The sequence below is a fragment of the Dyella thiooxydans genome, assembly GCF_001641285.1.
Lineage (GTDB): Bacteria > Pseudomonadota > Gammaproteobacteria > Xanthomonadales > Rhodanobacteraceae > Dyella_A > Dyella_A thiooxydans.
Map to the genome: position 1 here is coordinate 2,117,545 of NZ_CP014841.1, position 16,583 is coordinate 2,134,127.

The window sequence follows — 16,583 nt, forward strand, 5'->3', positions numbered from 1 at the left end:
GGCAGATTCCCCCAACGAGAAACCGCGGCGCCCCCACGCCACATCGCGCGATGTCAGGCCGCCTTGCGACGGCTCTGCAGACGCACCAGTCCCGCGATGTCCACGATCAGCGCCACCGAGCCGTCGGCCAGGATGGTGGCGCCCGAGACGCCCTGCACCCGCCGGTAATTGGCCTCCAGCGACTTCACCACCGCCTGCTGCTGGCCGTTCAGGCCGTCGACGAACAGGCCCACGCGGGAGCCGTCGCCCTCGACCACGATCATCAGGCCGTCCTCGATCTTCCTGACCGCGCCGGCACAGCCGAACACCTCGTGCAGGCGGATCACCGGCAGGTACTCGCCGCGGAAGCGGAACAGCTCGCCGCCGCCGGCCACGCTGCGGATCGCCTCGGTCTTCAGCTGGACCGATTCGACGATAGACACCAAGGGAACGATGTAGCTCTCCTCGCCCACCGCGGCGCTGAGGCCATCGATGATGGCCAGGGTGAGCGGCAGCACGATGGTGAACACACTGCCCTTGCCCGGCGTGGAGCGGATGGTCACCGAGCCGCCGAGATCGGCGACGTTGCGACGGACCACGTCCATGCCCACACCGCGACCGGAGAGGTCGGTGGTGACGGCGGCGGTGGAGAAGCCGGGCTGGAAGATCAGCTCCGCCACCGCCTCGTCGCTCATGCCCTCACCCGAGGAAATCAGGCCGCGCTGGACCGCCTTGGCGACGATCGCCTCGCGGTTCAGGCCGGCGCCGTCGTCGGCCACTTCCACCACGATGGAGCCACCGCGATGGAACGCCTCCAGGCGCAGCGTGCCCTGCTCGACCTTGCCGGCCGCACGCCGCTTGTCGGGCATTTCCAGGCCGTGGTCGATGGCGTTGCGCACCAGGTGGACCAGCGGATCGCCGATCTTCTCCAGCACCGTCTTGTCCAGCTCGGTGTGTTCGCCGTGCATGTCCAGGCGCACGTTCTTGCCCAGCTTGGAGCTGAGGTCGCGCACCAGGCGCGGGAAGCGGTTGAACACCGAACCGATGGGCAGCATGCGGATGCCCATCACGCTCTCCTGCAGCTCGCGCGTGTGGCGCGCCAGCTGGGTGAGCCCTTCCTGCAGCATCGCCAGCTTGGCGATGTCGAAATTCTCGCGGAACTGGTCGAGCATCGACTGGGTGATCACCAGCTCGCCGACCAGGTCGATCATGCTGTCGATCTTGTCGATCGACACGCGCACCGAGCTGGACTCGGCGCTGGCCGCCGGGGCGCCCTCGCGCGCGGCACGCGCGGTGGCTACGTCGGCCACGGCCGCCTTCGGCGCCTCGGCGGCGGCCGGCGGGGCCACCACGTGCAGCGGTTCGATGGTCAGGTCGCACTCGTCCTCGACCCAGTCGAACACGCTCTTGATCGCGTCGCGCTTGGTCTGGCCACGCAGCTCGATGGTCCAGCCGATGTGGCACTCGCCCGGCTCGAGCTTGTCCAGCGTCGGCAGCTTGTCGAGCTCGGCGGTGACCTTCATCTCGCCCAGCGCCTTCAGCTCGCGCATCAGCCGCAGCGGGTCGTTGCCGCTGGCCGCCATGCCCGGGTGGGGGCGGAAGCGGATCACCCAGGCGTCGGCGTGGTCGCCGGAGCGACGCGCCTTCACCTCGGTGGCCGCCTCGCGCCCCATCGCCGCCGCCAGCTCCCCGCGCAAGGCTTCGGCCGCCTCATCATTCAACGGCTGCCCGGCCTGGGCACGCGCGAACATGCCGCGCAGGCAGTCCACGCTGCGCAGCAGCAGCTCGATGATCGGTTTGTCGATCGGGCGACGGCCGTCGCGCAGCTCGTCCAGCAGGGATTCGGCCTCGTGGGTGAAGGCCGACATCTCCGGGAAGCCGAACGTGGCCGCACCGCCCTTGATCGAGTGGGCAGCGCGGAAGATGGTGTGCACCAGCTCCTTGTCGCCGCCCTCGTCCAGCGCCAGCAGCGCCGTTTCCATGTTGTCGAGTCCTTCCAGGCTCTCCTCGAAGAACACCTGGTGGAACTGCGCCATGCTGACATTGGCCATCGGTGTTCTCCGGATCAGCCCAGGACGCGGTTGACGGTGGCCAGCAGCTGTTCGGGATCGAACGGCTTGACCAACCAGCCGGTGGCACCGGCGGCCTTGCCTTCCATCTTCTTGTCGGTATGCGACTCGGTGGTCAGCATCAGGATCGGCACGCCCTTGTACTCGGGCAGCGTGCGCAGCTCGCGCACCATGGAGATGCCATCCATCACGGGCATGTTCACGTCGGCCAGCACCAGGTCGTACTTGCCGCCCTTGGCCTGGTCCAGCGCCAGCTGGCCGTTCTCGGCCTCGCTCACCTCGTGACCGGCGCCACGCAGGGTAAAGGCCACCATGCCGCGCATCGACGCCGAATCATCCACTGCAAGAATCTTTGCCATCTTCCACCTCGTTTCAGGCCGACCGCACGGCCGGCAGATCCAGTTCCGCACCCAGCCCCAACAGGCTGGCCGCCTCGTGCAACACGTCGCTCGCCCCGGCCCAGGCCACGCTGCCGCCGGCGGCCACCGCCGCCCGGCGGAACGCCACCAGCAGCTGCATCGCCGCGCCGTCGACCTTTTCCACCGCCGCGCCGTCCAGCGTCGCGGCACTGCCATCGGCGGCCTCGCGCAACTGCGGCGCCAGGGTGTCGAGCGCGCCCAGCCGGCAGTCCGCCGGAAGCACGATGCCCGTCGCGGCCGCGGCCGCCTTGCCCTTGGATGACGCCTTGCTGCCCATGCACTTGCCCCGTTGGCCGGTGTGGCCGGTGATTTCGCTCGGGGGCTTATCGGCGGCTTCGGCCGGGGCTTTAGGGCCGGGTTTCGTGCGGTTGCGCACACGGGGCTAAAGTTCCCGCGCGCGCGGCCGTTAGCCCTCGACAAGCCGCCGTCCGACGGCCTGATTTCCGCCGTGGGGCGAAGGAGCCTCGCTTGATCATCCAACCCACCAGCCTTGCCGCACTGACCTGGCTCGGCGCCGCCTCCGGCACCACGGCCGAGAGCTGGCGCATCGGGGTAGTGCTGTCCGCGCGACCGCTGGGCACGACCGACCAGGGCAAGATCCTGCTGCAGGTGGGCGGGATGACCGTGGAGGCGGACCTGTCCGGCCAGGCCGGCGGTGGCACGCCCGACCCGCGCTCGATGCTGCTGCCCGGCCAGGCCCAGGGGCCCTTGCCGGCGCAGTTCCAGGTGCGCGTGCTCAGCCTGGGCAGCCAGCCCACGCTGGAGGTGATGCTGCCGCAGGTGGCCGAGTCCACCGCGCAGATCGCCATGCGCGAACGGCTGCCCCAGCAGAACGGCTTCGCTCCGCTGCTGGCCTCGGTGCAGGCGCTTTCGCAGCGGCCGGTGATGCGACAGATTCCGGCCGAGCTCCGCCCGGTGCTGGCCCAGCTGGAGCAGGCGATCCGTACGCCGGCCGACGTCACCACCGGCGCCGGCCTGCGCGAGGCGATCGTGCGCAGCGGACTGTTCATGGAATCCAGCCTCACCCAGGGGCCGCTGCTGGCCTCCCACGTGGGCGAGGAGGACTGGAAAGCGGTGCTGCTGAAGCTGTCCAACCTGCTTGCCAGCTACGCCCCGCCACGTGCCAGTGCCAGCGCCAGCGCCAGCGCCAGCGCCAGCGCCAGCGCCAGTGCTCAGACCGCGCGACCGGCGCTGCCCGGATCCGAGCTGGACACACCGCCACCGCTGCTCCAGCGTGGCGTGCAGCCGCAGGCACGCGCGGCCGAGCTGACCCACCAGTTGATCCGGCTCGGCAGCGAGGACGATCCGGCGCCCCTGCTGTCGCAACTGCACACCGCCGTGCGCGCCGCGCTGGCCCGGGTGGAGGTGGCACAGCTCGAAGCCACCACCGTGCCGGCCTGGATGACCGAAATCCCGATCAAGGGCCGCGACGGCAAGGACGTGCTGCAGATGCAGCTGGACTACGTGCCCGGCCCGGAAGGCGAACCGCCGCGACAATGGACACTCGGCTTCGCCATCGACCTGCCCACGCTCGGACCGGTGCAGGGCGAGCTGCACCTGCACGACCTGCGCCTGTCGGTGCGGCTGTGGGCCGAGCGCGCCAGCACCACCGACCGTCTGGAGCAGCAGTTCACCGCCCTGCGCCAGCGGCTGGCCGCCTGCGGCCTGCTGCTCGACCAGCTCACCTGCCAGACCGGCCTGCCGCGCGGCACCGGCCGCCCGACCGCCAACCTGCTGAAGGCCCAGGCATGACCCAGTCGCTACCGAACCCGCAACGCCGCGTCACCCTGCGCCTGGGCACCGGCGGCAAGGACGCGCCCGCTGCGCCGCGCGTCCCGGCCGAAACCCTGGATCTGCTGCTGGCCCGCGCCCGCGACCAGGGCATCCCGCTGCATCCGGACCCGCAGATCGCCGCCCTGCTCGCCTCGCTGCGCCTGCGCGACGACGTGCCCGGCACGCTCTACGCCGCCGCCGCCTCGGTGCTGGCCTGCGTGTACGAAGCCTCCGGCGAAAAGCTCTAGGCCACCTCATCCCTGTAGGAGCCCGCTCGCGGGCGATGCTTTTTTTGCTTCGATGTGGATCAGGGGCAGGAGCATCGCCCGCGAGCGGGCTCCTACAACACCCGCGAAGACTGCGCAGGGCCGCATGCGCCAGCTCGTTTCTCTGCCGGACCGCGCGCGGCGATCCCCTGTGGGAGGGGCTTCAGCCCCCGACACCCTTTTCATCGCACCCCATCGCCCGGACCGCCACCCTCACCGATCCAGCGGACTGACCACGCCCATCCCACCCCGGTTGAGCACATGCGTATAGATCTGCGTGGTCGCCACATCCTTGTGGCCGAGCAGCTCCTGGATGGTGCGGATGTCCTGCCCCGCTTCCAGCAGGTGGGTCGCAAAGGAGTGGCGCAGGGTGTGCGCACTGATCGACTTGACGATGCCCGCGGACAGCGCAGCCCGCTTCAGAGCTCGCGACAGCAGACCGTCATCGACATGATGCCGGCGGATCAGGCCACTGGACGGATCAGTGGCACGCTGCACCGAAGGAAACACGTACTGCCACCCGGTCTCGCGCGCAGCATTCGGATATTTGCGGGCAAGCGCAAACGGAAGCCAGACCGCACCGAAACCCTCGGACAGATCCTGCGCATGCAGCAGGCGCGCGCGCTCAATCTCCCGTTGCAGCGGCTCGATCAAGGACCGGGGCAACATGGTGCGCCGATCCTTGCCACCCTTGCCGTTGCGAATGGTGATTTCATTGCGGCCGAAATCGACATCCTTGATCCGTAGCCGCAGCGCCTCCATGAGGCGCATGCCGGTACCGTAGAGCAGTGAGGCGATGAGCCAGGGGCGGCCGTCCATCCTTGCCAGCAGCGCCTTCACCTCGCCGACGGAGAGCACGGTCGGAACCCGCTTCGGGCGCTTGGCGCGCACCACATCCTCCAGCCATGGCAGGTCGACGCCGAGCACGTCCCGATAAAGGAACAGCAGCGCGGACAGCGCCTGGTTCTGGGTACTTGCAGATACCTTGGCATCCACCGCCAGGTGCGACAGAAATGCCTCGACCTCCACTGCCCCCATGTCCCGTGGATGCTTGCGGCCGTTGGCCAGGACGAAGCGCCTGATCCACCCCACGTAAGCGTGCTCAGTCCGCAGGCTGTAGTGCTTCAGACGCAGCACACGGCGAACTTCCTCCAGCAGACGCGGCGCCCGGCTCCCCGACACCATACGGTTTATTTCCCCACTCTCGCGCTGATAAGACATAGCGCCTCGCTTCGCCAGATATGCACCGGGCATCTTGACCGCGCCAAGGCGCCCAAGATAGTCGGCAAGCGGCTGATTGAAGGTAGGAATTCTTCGCTTGACGAACTGCCCAAACAGCGCAGACCATCGATGCATATGCCCCGATATGGGGTCTACTAAGCGTTAGGCCGCCAAAGATGCGCACATTCCACCGTGTCGTTGTTGGTTTCTTCGTCGCCTCGTTGGCGGCGTCGCTCGTGGCGGCGTCTGCTTTCGGTTCACGAGCAGCACTTTGTTGCGGCATGCCCGCACTTCTTATCTCGGCGTGGGCGGCACTGGGCCACCTCGTAGCACTTGACGACGAGGCGGCGGGCGGCTGGTCAAACACAGGTGACTCGTCGCAGGTTTGGTTCCAGTCGGTCGGCGAGCTGGCGATCAAGATTTTGGTCGTTCTGCTTGTCGCTTGGCTTGTCGTAGGCGCTCCGCTGGCACACCATGCGGCCTAACCAATCGTTCAAGGTGGACGCGCTGACGCGCGCCGCTTAACTCCAGCGTTAGGCCGCACACATGCAGCACCGCGATCTTGAGCTCCTTGCCGACTACTTCCAGTTCTATCTGCAAGACGAGCCAGCAAGCGGCGATTTGTCGGACGCTTGGACAGAGGACGCGGTTGAGAGGTTGCTGGCTGTCGCGCCGGGGGTCGTGGGCGTCGGCACCATCACAAACGGTAATGTTCCAGTCACCATCCAAGTTCTTGACCATGAGCCGGCCCAGTCAGGCGCGAGCTACGACCAGATCAATGAGTGTTCTCTAGAAGTGGCGGAGGGTCCTCTTGTCGTAGCTGGGTGTACGGACTACTTTCCAGAGGCAGTGCGTATCCCTATAGCTGCGCAAACCTACCGGGTCCGAGTGAGCTATTGCCTCTCCGGTGAGGAGAGCTATCTTGTACAGCTCTGGCCAGCGCCAGCTATTTTCCCCGTCGTGGTTAAGGCTCGTGCGGCCTAACAATTCCGTAAGAGACTTCCGATCAATCCCGGGTGCATGACGCTTTTGCCCCAGGCGTTCGGGCCACTGCCAATCATCATGTTGTCCTCCGATGGTGCGTATTGCGTGTCGATGCGATGCGGCTTCAACGGATGCCAGACTGCATTTCCGTAAACGGTCTTGTGGGGTCGATGCTGCCGACCCGGACCAGGGTATAAACCGCACCCGGCGACCTCATTCATTCATCGGACTGACCGGCGTGCGGGGATCGGCCGCGACGCGGGATGGACGTCCAAATAGTTAGTCAGGTTCTCGCCGGGTCGGTCTGACCCGTTGTCTACCGCGTCGCACGGACGGTGAAACGAATCTCTCAAACGGTGACGATGGTTCGCTGATGCCTCGGATGCTGCAGGCAGGCGTGCGGGTCGTAGTCGACGTCCCGGGCGAGCATCGCCCACGCCTGCCGCGCATGCTTGTTGGCGATCGCCACCAGCACTTTGCCGAACGGCAATCGGCGATCCAGCGTGCGTATCCACAGTTGCTCCGGCGTGGCCTGCTCCGTCGCCACCGCCTTGGCCCGCTGCAGGCTGCTGCGCGCGCCCTGGATCAGCAGCGTGCGCAGATAGGCATCGCCACGGCAGCTGATCGTGCCCAGACGCGCTCGCCCGCCCGTGGAGTGCTGCATCGGCACCAGACCCAGCCAGGCGGCCAGCTGCCGACCGTTGCGGAAGTCGGTCGCGGCGCCCAGCGTCGCCACCACCGCGTCGGCGGTGATCGGCCCAATGCCGACGATCGAGCGCAGCCGCATGCAGCGCGTATCGTCTCGCGCGTGGGCGTCGATACGGGCATCGCATGCCTCGATGCGCTCGCGCACCTGCGCCCAGTGGGCGGCCAGGTCGCGCAGCAGCTCGCGGAGCTCGCCGGGCAGTTCGTAGGCCTCCAGGTCGGCCAGCACCCGGCGTAACGCCACGTCGCTGTTGGCCACCACGATGCCGAACTCGGCCAGCAGGCCACGCAGCCGGTTGCCGATGGCCAGGCCCTCGGCCTTGTAGCCCTCGCGCACCCGGTGCCATGCCAGCCGAGCCTGCTGCTCCACCGACTTCACCGGCACGAAGCGCATGTTGCCCTGCCGGGCGGCGGTGGCGATCGCCTCGGCGTCGTTGCGGTCGTTCTTGGTGGTGCGGCTCTTGCGGAACGGGCCAACGAACTGGGCGGCGATGATCCTCGGCTGCAAGCCCAGCACCAGGCAGTGCCGGGCCCAATGATGCGCTCCGCTGCACGCCTCCATCGCCACCACGGTGCCGGCCGGCTGCTGGCCGAGCCACGCGGCAAAGGCGTCGCGCTTCACCTCCTGCCGCCGCAGCACGTGTCCGACGGCATCCATCTCGCACACCGAGAACACCCGCTTCGCCAGGTCCACACCCAGGGTTATAGTGCCCATGGAGACTTCCTCCTCTGCTGACGGTTGTGTCGCAACACCATCATGGCCCTCGAGGCCGAAAGGGGAGGAAGTCTCTTTTTACTCATTCAAGCCGACCGCCCACTGGCTACGCCAGCGGTCGGCGCCTTAATTCAAGCGTTAGGTGCTATGGAACTACGTGCAACCCTAGATCCTGAGGTAGTCGCTGAATGGGAGCGGCGATGCGCCAAAAGTCGGCGCAGGTCACGTGTTCTTTGGTACTTATTGGCCGTTCTTTTCCTTGTTGCGCTACTGCCGCCGCTCTTTGGCAGCACTGACTATTTCCCCTACGTGGGGTGGGTAGTTGGTTTTACTGTCTTCGCGGTCGCTATGCTGCATGGCGTCGCTCTTGCGAGCATCTCATGTCCAAACTGCGGTGAAACTCCAACTACCGCTGGGCAAATTCCGCTCAATCGCATTGATTTCTGTCCACACTGTAGGTTCTGGCTCGTCAATCCGTACGGTCGTGCTGGCACCTAACCAGTCGTCCAAGCGGACGCCGTACCGGCGCCGCTTAACTCCAGCGTTAGGCCACATGAAAAAGCTCCTCGCAAACTTGGCCGTAGCTTTGGGTGCAGTGCTAGCAGCCTGGGGCCTCATGGACACCCCAGCTGTCCAAGATCTGCTACCCGCCAGCTGGATGTTTCCCGCCGAGGATCGCGGCCTTCACCAGCACTTTCGAGCAGTGCCCACGGTGTCGCAGGGCCATCACTACTTCCCCTACGCGCTGCTACTCACTGGCCTCGCTGTTCTTGTAACAGCCATAGTCATTCGCTGCGGGCTGCGCAACACTAAGGGGTGAATTAACACTCGAAGTACGACACACCGCGTAATTCACTGAGTCGTTCAAGCGGACGCGCTAAAGCGTGCCGCCCAACTGCAGCGTCAGGGGTCAAGAACAAGGAAGGCGTCGGAAATGAACGACTCAATAAAGCGATGGTTCCTGGTCGTGATCGGCGTGCTCGGGGCAATCTCCAGTGGCGCACTGATCATCGCGTCACTGAAGTCCGGTGCGACTCCAGGCCCGAGTCTCGCCTCATGGGTCACCGACACCCAATACTCCCGCACTGCGCATCCCTCGCAGTTTGGTTTCATGCTCTTCACGTACATCGCCGGGTTCATTGGTTTTTGCTGGCTTGCGTGGCGCTCATACCGCAACTAGCCATTGGCGGGCACTACCCCGTCGCCATGGACACGTGGAAGAAGCCCCCAGACCCACAGACATATCCATGCCTTACGCCGGTGCTCCAATTGAGCATCGGCTATCAAATGAAAGGACTCGCCCAGTGAAGAAGCTTCTGCTCCCTCTTGTCCTCGGGCTCGCTGCCCTGTCCGGCTGTGCTTCGGCACCAAAACCGGCGGCAAGCCCGGCCTCGAGGGCCTGGATCACTCCTGTGCAGGCCATCCTTCTGGCGGCGGATGCGGCCCCTCGCGGCGTTCATGGCACCTTCGCCATGAGGGTCCAGGCCACGGGGGCCCAGGGCAACGGCACCTTCCTGAACTCGGAGCCGGACTACCGTGACCAGCGCAACCTGACCGTCGCACTCAGCCCGCGTGCCGCCGACCAGTTGTGGAAGCGTCTCGGCGCCGACCCGCTGGTCGCCCTCAAGGGCCGGAACATTCTGGTCACGGGGTCTGCGATCCGTACGAAGATCTACTTCTTCGCCGATGGGGAAATGACGGACAAGTACTACTACCAGACACACGTCAACGTCACGGACGCCAGGCAGGTGGTGGTCGAGTAGAAACTGCGGCGAGTCCCCCACGCGGAGCGGCGGGCACGCCGCTCGGCCCAGGCGTCAGGTCACCGGAGGAACCCCATGCGCATCCCGCGAAACGCCCTTCTGATTGTTCTCGGGCTCTGCCCCGCTGGCCTGGCGTACGCCTCGTCGCCGCCATGCGACGGCAGCACGACGGAAATCCAGGTGTGCCTGGGGAAGAAGATCGATGCAGCCGACGCCCTGCTCGCCAGATACCTGGCCAAGGCACAAGCGCGGATAGACAGGGATTTCGGCGGCAAACCCAGGCTCGGCGCCGCCCAGGCGGCGTGGGTCGCCTATCGCCGGATCGAGTGCGGGGATGTCTTCGACTACTGGGCCGAAGGCACGTACCGGACGATCGCAGATGCCGAGTGCATGCTCCGGCTGACGCAGCAACGCACGCACGAGGTGTGGCAGGCCTATCTCACCTACCCGGATTCCACGCCTCCACTGCTGCCCGAACCGCCGCGATAGCTGCCCTCCGCCCCCCCCCTGCGTCTTCGACCTGCAGGGGATCCACCCAGCGTCACGCTTCGCCGGGCACCCGGCACAGCCTGGCGACATCCAGCAGCGCGACGAAGCCGCCGTCGACCGGCACCACGCCCTTGACCGGGTCGCCCGTGCGCGGGCCGCGGCCGGCGGGCGGCGGCTCGATGGCGTCGGCGGCGGGATGGATCAGCTCGCCGATCGCGTCCACCCGGAAGCCGACGGTCTGGCCGGCCACCTGCAGCATGACCACCCGGATGCTGGCGGCGTCGGCGGGCGGTTGCTGTGCCAGATCGAGGCGGCGACGGCCGTCCATCACCGGCACGATCTGTCCGCGCAGGTGGCGGATGCCGAGCAGGTCCGGCGCTGCGCCGGGCACGGGCGTGAGTTCGCCGTCGCGCAGGACTTCGCCCACCTGGGCCAGCGGTGCGGCATAACGCTGGCCGGCCAGGGCGAACACCAGCCACGACTGGTCGGTAGCCTCCACGGGCGGCATGCGGGTGCGGGGCGATGCGGTGTTCATCGGGGTGACTCGCGGTTTGGCGGGTTGCTGGCCACCGCAACGCCGTCGCCGTGCACGGTGATCGTGGGGGCGACGGCGGCGGGGCCGGAGGCGGCACCGGGGGCGCCGGTTGCGGCAGCGCGGGCGGTGACATGGCCATCGGCGGCGGCCGGACCGGCAGGCGGTGCGGCATCGGCCGACTGGCCCTTGGCGTCATCGGTGAAGCGACTGGGGCCGTCGCGATCGCTCAGCACCACCACCAGTACGCGGCGGTTGCGGTTGCGACCTTCCTCGGTGCTGTTGTCGGCGATCGGGCGTACCTCGCCCCAGCCCATGATGCCGAGCCGGTCGAGCGCCACGCCGCGGTCGGCGAACAGCCGCGCCACGCTCGCCGCGCGGGCCGCGGAAAGCTCCCAGTTGGAGGGAAACTGCGGCGTGCTGATCGGCTTGTTGTCGGTGTAGCCCTCGATCCGCAGCGGATTGGGAAACGGCGCGAGGATGCCGCCCAGGTTGTCCAGCACGCTCTGCGCCTGTGGCGCGATGCGGGCCACGCCGCTGGGAAACAAGATGTCGGTGCGGATCTCGATTTCCAGCCAGTTCGGCGCGCGGCGCAGCACCACCAGGTTCTTCTCGATCAGTGGCTTGAGCGCGTCTTCCACGCTGTGCTGGATGGCCGAGAGATTCTTCTGCTCGTCCGAATGCGCCGGCTGTGCGGCCGAGCCGGGAAGCGGAATCGGCGTGAGCGCCGAACCGTGGCCGCTGGCCTGCGGATCCACGGCGGGCGCCACGGTAGCCGGCGCCTCGGGCGCCAGGTTGCTCGGGGCGATCACGCGACTGGAGCCGTGGAAGGCCTCCATCATCGACTGCGACAGCACGCGATACTTGCCCTCGTTCACCGCGGACATCGCGTACATCACCACGAAGAACGCCAGCAGCAGGGTGATCAGGTCGCCGTAGGGGATCGCCCAGCGTTCGTGGTTCACGTGCTCTTCGTGGCGTTTGCGCCTCATGGCAGGTAGCCCTGCAGCTTGCTCTCGATCTGCCGCGGGTTGTCACCCTGGGCAATCGACACCAGCCCCTCGATGAGGATCTCGCGCATCTCGCTCTGCTTGTGGATGGTGCCCTTCAGGCGCGAGGCGATCGGCAGCATCAGCAGGTTGGCCAGGCCGATGCCGTAGATGGTGGCGACGAAGGCCGCGGCGATGCCGTGGCCGAGCTTGCTGGGATCGGCCAGGTTCTGCATCACCGCCATCAGGCCCATCACCGCGCCGATGATGCCCATGGTGGGCGAGTAGGTGCCGGCATTCTCGAACACCTTGGCCGCGTCGATGTCGCTCTGTTCGCGCGTACCCAGCTCCACTTCCAGCACGCTGCGGATGGCTTCGGGTTCGCCGCCGTCGATGAGCAGTTGCAAGCCCTTGCGGGCGAAGCCGTCCTCGAGGCTGCCTAGTTGCGGCTCCAGGCCGAGCAGGCCCTGGCGGCGGGAGATCTCGCTCCAGCCGATGATCTGGCTGATCAGGTCCTGCGGGAAGTGCACCGGCGGCCGGTACACCATCGGCAGCAGCGCCGCGGCACGCTTGAGTACCTTGCCCGGGGTCTGCACCATCAGCGCGGCAAAGGTGCCGGCGAATACGATCAGGAAGGCCGCCGGATTCCACAGCGACTCCAGGGTGGACCCCTTGAGCACCGTGCCGACGGCCACGACCACGAAGGCCAGGATCGTACCGATGATGCTGACCAGATCCATCAGGCGGTCATCCTCATCGAGGGCAGCAGCTCGCCGCTGTCGTCGGCCAGCCCGGCCAGGTCGAGCACCAGCGCCAGCCGGCCGTCGCCGGTGACGGTGGCGCCGGCCACGCCTGCGACGCCCTCGAACAGGTGGCCGAGCGGCTTGACCATGACGTCCTCGCGGCCGAGCACCTCGTGCACCAGGCAGCCCAGACGCAGGTGGCCGATGTGCAGCACCACCACGTGCCGACCGGACGCGCCGGTGACACCGGCCCAGCCGGAAAGATCGCCCAGCACCAGCGCACGCCCGCGATGCGAGGCGACCATGCGGCCGTCGAGCAGGCTGTCCTGCCCCGGACGCAGTTCGAACACTTCGTCCACGTTGCTCAGCGGCAGCGCCAGCAGGCGGTCGCCCACGCGCACCATCAGCACCCGCAGGATCGCCAGGGTCAGCGGCACCGCCAGCTCCAGCGTGCTGCCACGACCGAGCTTCGAGGTCACCTGCAGGGTGCCGCCCAGTTCGGTGATGCGGGTCTTGACCACGTCCATGCCGACGCCGCGGCCGGAGATGTCCGACACCGTCGCCGCCGTGCTGAAGCCGGCGCGGAAGATCAGCTCGTAGCACTCGTTCTCGGTCAGGCGAGCGGCCTGGGCCTCGTCGATAACGCCCTTCTCCACCGCCTTGCGCCTGAGCACGTCGGGGTTCATGCCGCGGCCGTCGTCGCTCACCGAGATGACGATGCGCTCGCCGCGCTGGGCGGCACCCAGGCGGACGGTACCGCGCCGCGGCTTGCCGGCGCGCTCGCGGTCTTCCGGCCCTTCCAGGCCATGGTCGAGGGCGTTGCGGATCAGGTGCACCATCGGATCGGCCAACGCCTCGACCAGGCTGCGGTCCAGGTCGGTGCCCTCGCCTTCGGTCACCAGGTCCACGTCCTTGCCGAGCTGGCGGGCCAGGTCGCGGACGATGCGAGGGAAGCGCTGGAACAGGCGACCGACCGGCTGCATGCGCATGCCGAGCACGGCGTTCTGCAGGTCGTCGGCGACGCGGTTGAGTTCGTCCACGGTGGACGACAGGGTGTTGTCGCCGTTGCGCGAGGCCAGCGTGAGCAGGCGGTTGCGCAGCAGCAGCAGCTCGCCGGCCTGGTTGACCAGGGCGTCGAGGCGGTGGGTGTCCACGCGCACCGTGGCCTCGGCCGCCGGCGCCGCGGCGCGGGCCGGTGCGGCGGCGGGCGCTGCCGGTGCGGGAGTGGGCGCCGGCACGGGAGCGGGTGCCGCGGCCGGCGCGGATGCCGCCGCAACCTGGCCGGGAGCACCGGTGCCATGAATCGAATCGAGCAGCGCCTCGAACTCGTCGTCGTTGATCGCGCCGGAGGCGGTCGCCGCGGCCGCGGCAGCGGCGGGCGGTTGCCCCCCCGGGACGGCGCCACCGTGCAACTGGTCCAGCAGGGCTTCGAACTCGTCATCGCCGATGCTGCCGGACGGCGCGGCAGCGACCGGTTCGGGCGTCACCGCGCCGGGCGCGGCGGTGCCGTAGAGCGAATCGAGCAGGGCCTCGAACTCGCTGTCGTCGATGGTGCCGTCACCCGCCTGGGGCGGCGGCGCCACCGGCTTGGGCGTGGGCGCCTGGGCGGGCTTCGCGGTGCCGGGCGTCAGACGCGCCAGCAGGTCGGCCGGCGGCATGTCCATCGATTGGCCCGCGGCCAGCGCGGCCATCATCGCCTGCAGCAGGTCCAGCGCCTCGAGCAGCGCGTCCATCCGCGGCGGATCGATCAGCAGCGCACCGTTGCGGGCGGCGTTGAGCAGATCCTCGGCGTGGTGGCACAGCTGCACCATCGGCTCGACGTTGAGGAAGCCGGCACCGCCCTTGACGGTATGGAACGCGCGGAACACCGCGTTGAGCAGCTCGGCATCCTGCGGCGTCGCCTCCAGGTCCACCAGCTGCTCGCCGAGACGCTCGACCAGCTCACCGGCTTCGACCAGGAAGTCGTCGCGCAATTCGGCATCGAAGGAGGGATCCATCTAGATCTCCCTCCCCGACGGGCGCATCGCTTCGCCCCCCGCCGTGGCGGCGGTCGGACGTCGCGGCAAGGGCGGCATCGGCATCATGGGCGCCTCAGAAGCCGAATTCGCTGAGCAGGCGGTCGGCCTCGTCCTGGCTGTTGATCTTCTCGACCGCTTCTTCGGTCTCGCGACCGGACAGCGCGCCGGTGAGGCGCACCAGCTCGATCATGGCCGACTCCACCGAGCTGATGAAGCCGACCACCTTCTTGATGCGCTGGCCGGAAAGATCCTGCCAGGACTGCGCCAGCACCATGTCGTTGAGACCGGCGGTGCAGTGCTCGGCGAACTCGGTGGCCTGCTGCGCCAGTGCCTTCACCGGCGCGGACGAGATCTCATCGGAGGCGTCCAGCATGACCTTGGCGTCGTTGGCCAGCGACTCGGCCTCCGGGCGCATGCGCTCGGCGAAGTCGATGGTGCGGTGGGCCGCCTGCGAGCTCATCTCCAGCACGTCCTGCAGGTGCTTGCGCGCGTCGGTGACGTTGTCGGGATAGCCGTCCTGCACCAGGTCGCCGCCGAGGCGGCTGACCGCGTCGTGCAGGTCGCGGGCGAGTACGCCCAGGGCGCGGAACAATTTCTGCTCGCGCTGGCGCACGAGGGAGTCGAGCGCGTGTTCGAACGCCGGGCCGTCCGGGCTGGTCAGCAACTGGTGCAGTTCGTCCGGCAGGGTCTCGCGGGTCAGGGAAAGTTGGGCGCTCATGCGGCTGCTCCTGCGGCAGCCAGCCGCTCGAAGATCTTGGTGAGTTTTTCTTCCAGCGTGGCAGCGGTGAACGGCTTGACGATGTAGCCGTTCACGCCGGCCTGCGCGGCGGCGATGATCTGGTCGCGGTTGTTTTCCGCCGTGACCATCAGCACCGGCATGGTCTTGAGCGTGGGCTCGGCGCGGATCGCGCGCAGCAGGTCGATGCCGGTCATGTTCGGCATGTTCCAGTCGGTCACCACCATGTCGAATGGCTGGGCCTTGAGCATCGCGATGGCCGCCTCGCCGTCGTCGGCTTCCTGGATCAGGTTGCCGGCGAAGCCGAGCTCGACGAGGAGGTTCCTCACGATGCGCCGCATGGTGGAAAAGTCGTCCACCACCAGGATTTTCATGTTCTTGTTCAAGCCCGTCTCCACTTGCACGCCTCGCGGTCGTGCGCCAGCCCTAGTGTTTCCGTGCGTTGCTCAGTCGTCGTCCCGCCACCCGGTCATGCGCGCGCGCAACCGGATGATGGCCTGGCCGTGGATCTGGCAGACCCGCGACTCGGTGACGCCAAGCACCGCGCCAATCTCTTTCAGGTTGAGTTCCTGCTCGTAGTACAGCGACATCACCAGTTGCTCGCGTTCCGGCAGGGTGGTGATCGCGTCGATCAACGCCTGACGCAGACCCTGCTGCTCCAGTCCCTCCGCCGGACCGAGGCCACTGGCATCGGCCACGTCCATCGCCGGGCTTCCGTCGCCGTCATCCGGCGCCGTGAGGCTCAGCAACCGGGCGCTGGCGGCATCGGCCAGCACCTGGTGGTACTCGTCGGCGGTCATGCCCAGTCGCTTCATGACCTCCGCATCGTCGGCGTCCGCACCGGTCTCGATCTCGACCTGGCGCACCACGTCGGCGACTTCACGCGCCTTGCGGTGAACCGAGCGCGGGGTCCAGTCGGTCCTTCGCAACTCGTCGAGCATCGCGCCACGGATGCGGATGCCCGCATACGTCTCGAAGCTGGCCGAACGATCCGTCGCGTAGTTACGCGCCGCCTCCAGCAGGCCGATCATGCCCGCCTGGATGAGATCGCCCACGTCGACGCTCGGGGGTAGTCGCCCCATCAGGTGATAGGCGATGCGCCTGACCAGCGGCGCATGCGTTTTCACCAGTTCGTCGGCGCTTTGCCGTTGAAGTTGCAGATATTCCGTTGCCACGCTCATC

The 16,583-nt window shown here is 67.6% G+C and carries 18 protein-coding genes; 6 read left to right on the top strand and 12 right to left on the bottom strand.

Annotation, left to right across the window (positions count from 1 at the left end; genetic code table 11):
• Positions 1-53: 53 nt before the first annotated feature.
• The 3 genes from ATSB10_RS09710 to ATSB10_RS09720 are packed head-to-tail and all read right to left on the bottom strand — an operon-like array spanning position 54 to position 2,744.
• Positions 54-2,030: a chemotaxis protein CheA gene (locus ATSB10_RS09710; RefSeq protein WP_063672401.1), complete on the bottom strand. Its 1,977-nt coding sequence runs from the start codon at positions 2,028-2,030 to the stop codon at positions 54-56.
• A gap of 14 nt (positions 2,031-2,044) precedes the next feature.
• Positions 2,045-2,407 (bottom strand): response regulator, encoded by a 363-nt coding sequence (locus ATSB10_RS09715; protein ID WP_017463760.1) that lies wholly within the window; start codon positions 2,405-2,407, stop codon positions 2,045-2,047.
• Between the two features lie 13 nt (positions 2,408-2,420).
• Positions 2,421-2,744 (bottom strand): STAS domain-containing protein, encoded by a 324-nt coding sequence (locus ATSB10_RS09720; protein ID WP_063672403.1) that lies wholly within the window; start codon positions 2,742-2,744, stop codon positions 2,421-2,423.
• 191 nt (positions 2,745-2,935) lie between these two features.
• Between ATSB10_RS09720 and fliK the strand changes: the two genes are divergently transcribed.
• Together fliK and ATSB10_RS09730 are read left to right on the top strand one after the other, a co-directional pair.
• On the top strand, positions 2,936-4,219 hold the full coding sequence (gene fliK, locus ATSB10_RS09725; RefSeq protein ID WP_063672405.1) for a flagellar hook-length control protein FliK: 1,284 nt from the start codon (positions 2,936-2,938) through the stop codon (positions 4,217-4,219).
• The gene (locus ATSB10_RS09730; RefSeq protein WP_017463757.1) at positions 4,216-4,488 is read left to right on the top strand and encodes a hypothetical protein; all 273 of its coding nucleotides are present in this window, start codon (positions 4,216-4,218) and stop codon (positions 4,486-4,488) included. Before fliK ends, ATSB10_RS09730 begins: the two co-directional genes overlap by 4 nt.
• 231 nt (positions 4,489-4,719) lie before the next feature.
• On the opposite strand, the gene ATSB10_RS09735 is transcribed toward ATSB10_RS09730, so the two are convergent.
• On the bottom strand, positions 4,720-5,727 hold the full coding sequence (locus tag ATSB10_RS09735; RefSeq protein ID WP_083966162.1) for an integron integrase: 1,008 nt from the start codon (positions 5,725-5,727) through the stop codon (positions 4,720-4,722).
• Positions 5,728-6,273: 546 nt separating this feature from the next.
• Here ATSB10_RS09735 and ATSB10_RS09745 point away from each other — a divergent pair.
• Positions 6,274-6,711 (top strand): hypothetical protein, encoded by a 438-nt coding sequence (locus ATSB10_RS09745; RefSeq protein ID WP_063672410.1) that lies wholly within the window; start codon positions 6,274-6,276, stop codon positions 6,709-6,711.
• Between the two features lie 349 nt (positions 6,712-7,060).
• Here ATSB10_RS09745 and ATSB10_RS09750 read toward each other — a convergent pair whose 3' ends face one another.
• Positions 7,061-8,131 carry an IS110 family RNA-guided transposase gene (locus tag ATSB10_RS09750; RefSeq protein WP_063672412.1) on the bottom strand — a complete coding sequence of 357 codons (1,071 nt, stop codon included), beginning with the start codon at positions 8,129-8,131 and terminating at the stop codon, positions 7,061-7,063.
• Between the two features lie 934 nt (positions 8,132-9,065).
• Between ATSB10_RS09750 and ATSB10_RS09755 the strand changes: the two genes are divergently transcribed.
• From ATSB10_RS09755 to ATSB10_RS09765, 3 genes are all read left to right on the top strand, one after another.
• A complete protein-coding gene (locus ATSB10_RS09755; protein ID WP_063672413.1) occupies positions 9,066-9,311 on the top strand; it encodes a hypothetical protein in 246 nt (81 codons plus the stop codon).
• Between the two features lie 292 nt (positions 9,312-9,603).
• Positions 9,604-9,894, top strand: a complete 291-nt coding sequence (locus tag ATSB10_RS09760) for a hypothetical protein (protein ID WP_205631042.1) — start codon at positions 9,604-9,606, stop codon at positions 9,892-9,894.
• Positions 9,895-9,969: 75 nt separating this feature from the next.
• Positions 9,970-10,383, top strand: a complete 414-nt coding sequence (locus ATSB10_RS09765) for a lysozyme inhibitor LprI family protein (RefSeq protein ID WP_063672415.1) — start codon at positions 9,970-9,972, stop codon at positions 10,381-10,383.
• 52 nt (positions 10,384-10,435) lie between these two features.
• On the opposite strand, the gene ATSB10_RS09770 is transcribed toward ATSB10_RS09765, so the two are convergent.
• The 7 genes from ATSB10_RS09770 to ATSB10_RS09800 all read right to left on the bottom strand — a co-directional run bounded on the left by ATSB10_RS09770 (position 10,436) and on the right by ATSB10_RS09800 (position 16,582).
• Positions 10,436-10,918, bottom strand: coding sequence for a chemotaxis protein CheW (locus ATSB10_RS09770; RefSeq protein ID WP_083966163.1), 483 nt, complete (start codon positions 10,916-10,918; stop codon positions 10,436-10,438).
• Positions 10,915-11,907 (bottom strand): flagellar motor protein MotD, encoded by a 993-nt coding sequence (motD, locus tag ATSB10_RS09775; protein ID WP_063672417.1) that lies wholly within the window; start codon positions 11,905-11,907, stop codon positions 10,915-10,917. The genes ATSB10_RS09770 and motD overlap by 4 nt, the downstream gene beginning before the upstream one ends.
• Entirely contained in the window at positions 11,904-12,644 is a 741-nt protein-coding gene (locus ATSB10_RS09780; RefSeq protein ID WP_017460463.1) for a flagellar motor protein, read from the bottom strand. The genes motD and ATSB10_RS09780 overlap by 4 nt, the downstream gene beginning before the upstream one ends.
• A complete protein-coding gene (locus ATSB10_RS09785) occupies positions 12,644-14,644 on the bottom strand; it encodes a chemotaxis protein CheA (protein WP_063672419.1) in 2,001 nt (666 codons plus the stop codon). The genes ATSB10_RS09780 and ATSB10_RS09785 overlap by 1 nt, the downstream gene beginning before the upstream one ends.
• Before the next feature lie 94 nt (positions 14,645-14,738).
• Entirely contained in the window at positions 14,739-15,383 is a 645-nt protein-coding gene (locus ATSB10_RS09790; protein ID WP_063672421.1) for a protein phosphatase CheZ, read from the bottom strand.
• Positions 15,380-15,787, bottom strand: coding sequence for a chemotaxis response regulator CheY (cheY, locus tag ATSB10_RS09795; protein ID WP_017463592.1), 408 nt, complete (start codon positions 15,785-15,787; stop codon positions 15,380-15,382). The genes ATSB10_RS09790 and cheY overlap by 4 nt, the downstream gene beginning before the upstream one ends.
• A gap of 60 nt (positions 15,788-15,847) precedes the next feature.
• The gene (locus ATSB10_RS09800) at positions 15,848-16,582 is read right to left on the bottom strand and encodes an RNA polymerase sigma factor FliA (protein ID WP_063672423.1); all 735 of its coding nucleotides are present in this window, start codon (positions 16,580-16,582) and stop codon (positions 15,848-15,850) included.
• Position 16,583: the final 1 nt, after the last annotated feature.

What these genes read in the sequence shown, in the direction of transcription:
- ATSB10_RS09755 (WP_063672413.1), top strand. Translation starts at nt 9,066, where the DNA reads ATGAACGACTCAATAAAGCGATGGTTCCTGGTCGTGATCGGCGTGCTC.
- ATSB10_RS09735 (WP_083966162.1), bottom strand. Translation starts at nt 5,727, where the DNA reads ATGTCTTATCAGCGCGAGAGTGGGGAAATAAACCGTATGGTGTCGGGG.
- ATSB10_RS09715 (WP_017463760.1), bottom strand. Translation starts at nt 2,407, where the DNA reads ATGGCAAAGATTCTTGCAGTGGATGATTCGGCGTCGATGCGCGGCATG.
- ATSB10_RS09770 (WP_083966163.1), bottom strand. Translation starts at nt 10,918, where the DNA reads ATGAACACCGCATCGCCCCGCACCCGCATGCCGCCCGTGGAGGCTACC.
- ATSB10_RS09765 (WP_063672415.1), top strand. Translation starts at nt 9,970, where the DNA reads ATGCGCATCCCGCGAAACGCCCTTCTGATTGTTCTCGGGCTCTGCCCC.
- ATSB10_RS09720 (WP_063672403.1), bottom strand. Translation starts at nt 2,744, where the DNA reads ATGGGCAGCAAGGCGTCATCCAAGGGCAAGGCGGCCGCGGCCGCGACG.
- ATSB10_RS09780 (WP_017460463.1), bottom strand. Translation starts at nt 12,644, where the DNA reads ATGGATCTGGTCAGCATCATCGGTACGATCCTGGCCTTCGTGGTCGTG.
- ATSB10_RS09745 (WP_063672410.1), top strand. Translation starts at nt 6,274, where the DNA reads ATGCAGCACCGCGATCTTGAGCTCCTTGCCGACTACTTCCAGTTCTAT.
- ATSB10_RS09750 (WP_063672412.1), bottom strand. Translation starts at nt 8,131, where the DNA reads ATGGGCACTATAACCCTGGGTGTGGACCTGGCGAAGCGGGTGTTCTCG.
- ATSB10_RS09800 (WP_063672423.1), bottom strand. Translation starts at nt 16,582, where the DNA reads ATGAGCGTGGCAACGGAATATCTGCAACTTCAACGGCAAAGCGCCGAC.
- ATSB10_RS09730 (WP_017463757.1), top strand. Translation starts at nt 4,216, where the DNA reads ATGACCCAGTCGCTACCGAACCCGCAACGCCGCGTCACCCTGCGCCTG.
- ATSB10_RS09785 (WP_063672419.1), bottom strand. Translation starts at nt 14,644, where the DNA reads ATGGATCCCTCCTTCGATGCCGAATTGCGCGACGACTTCCTGGTCGAA.
- ATSB10_RS09710 (WP_063672401.1), bottom strand. Translation starts at nt 2,030, where the DNA reads ATGGCCAATGTCAGCATGGCGCAGTTCCACCAGGTGTTCTTCGAGGAG.
- motD (WP_063672417.1), bottom strand. Translation starts at nt 11,907, where the DNA reads ATGAGGCGCAAACGCCACGAAGAGCACGTGAACCACGAACGCTGGGCG.
- ATSB10_RS09760 (WP_205631042.1), top strand. Translation starts at nt 9,604, where the DNA reads ATGAGGGTCCAGGCCACGGGGGCCCAGGGCAACGGCACCTTCCTGAAC.
- ATSB10_RS09790 (WP_063672421.1), bottom strand. Translation starts at nt 15,383, where the DNA reads ATGAGCGCCCAACTTTCCCTGACCCGCGAGACCCTGCCGGACGAACTG.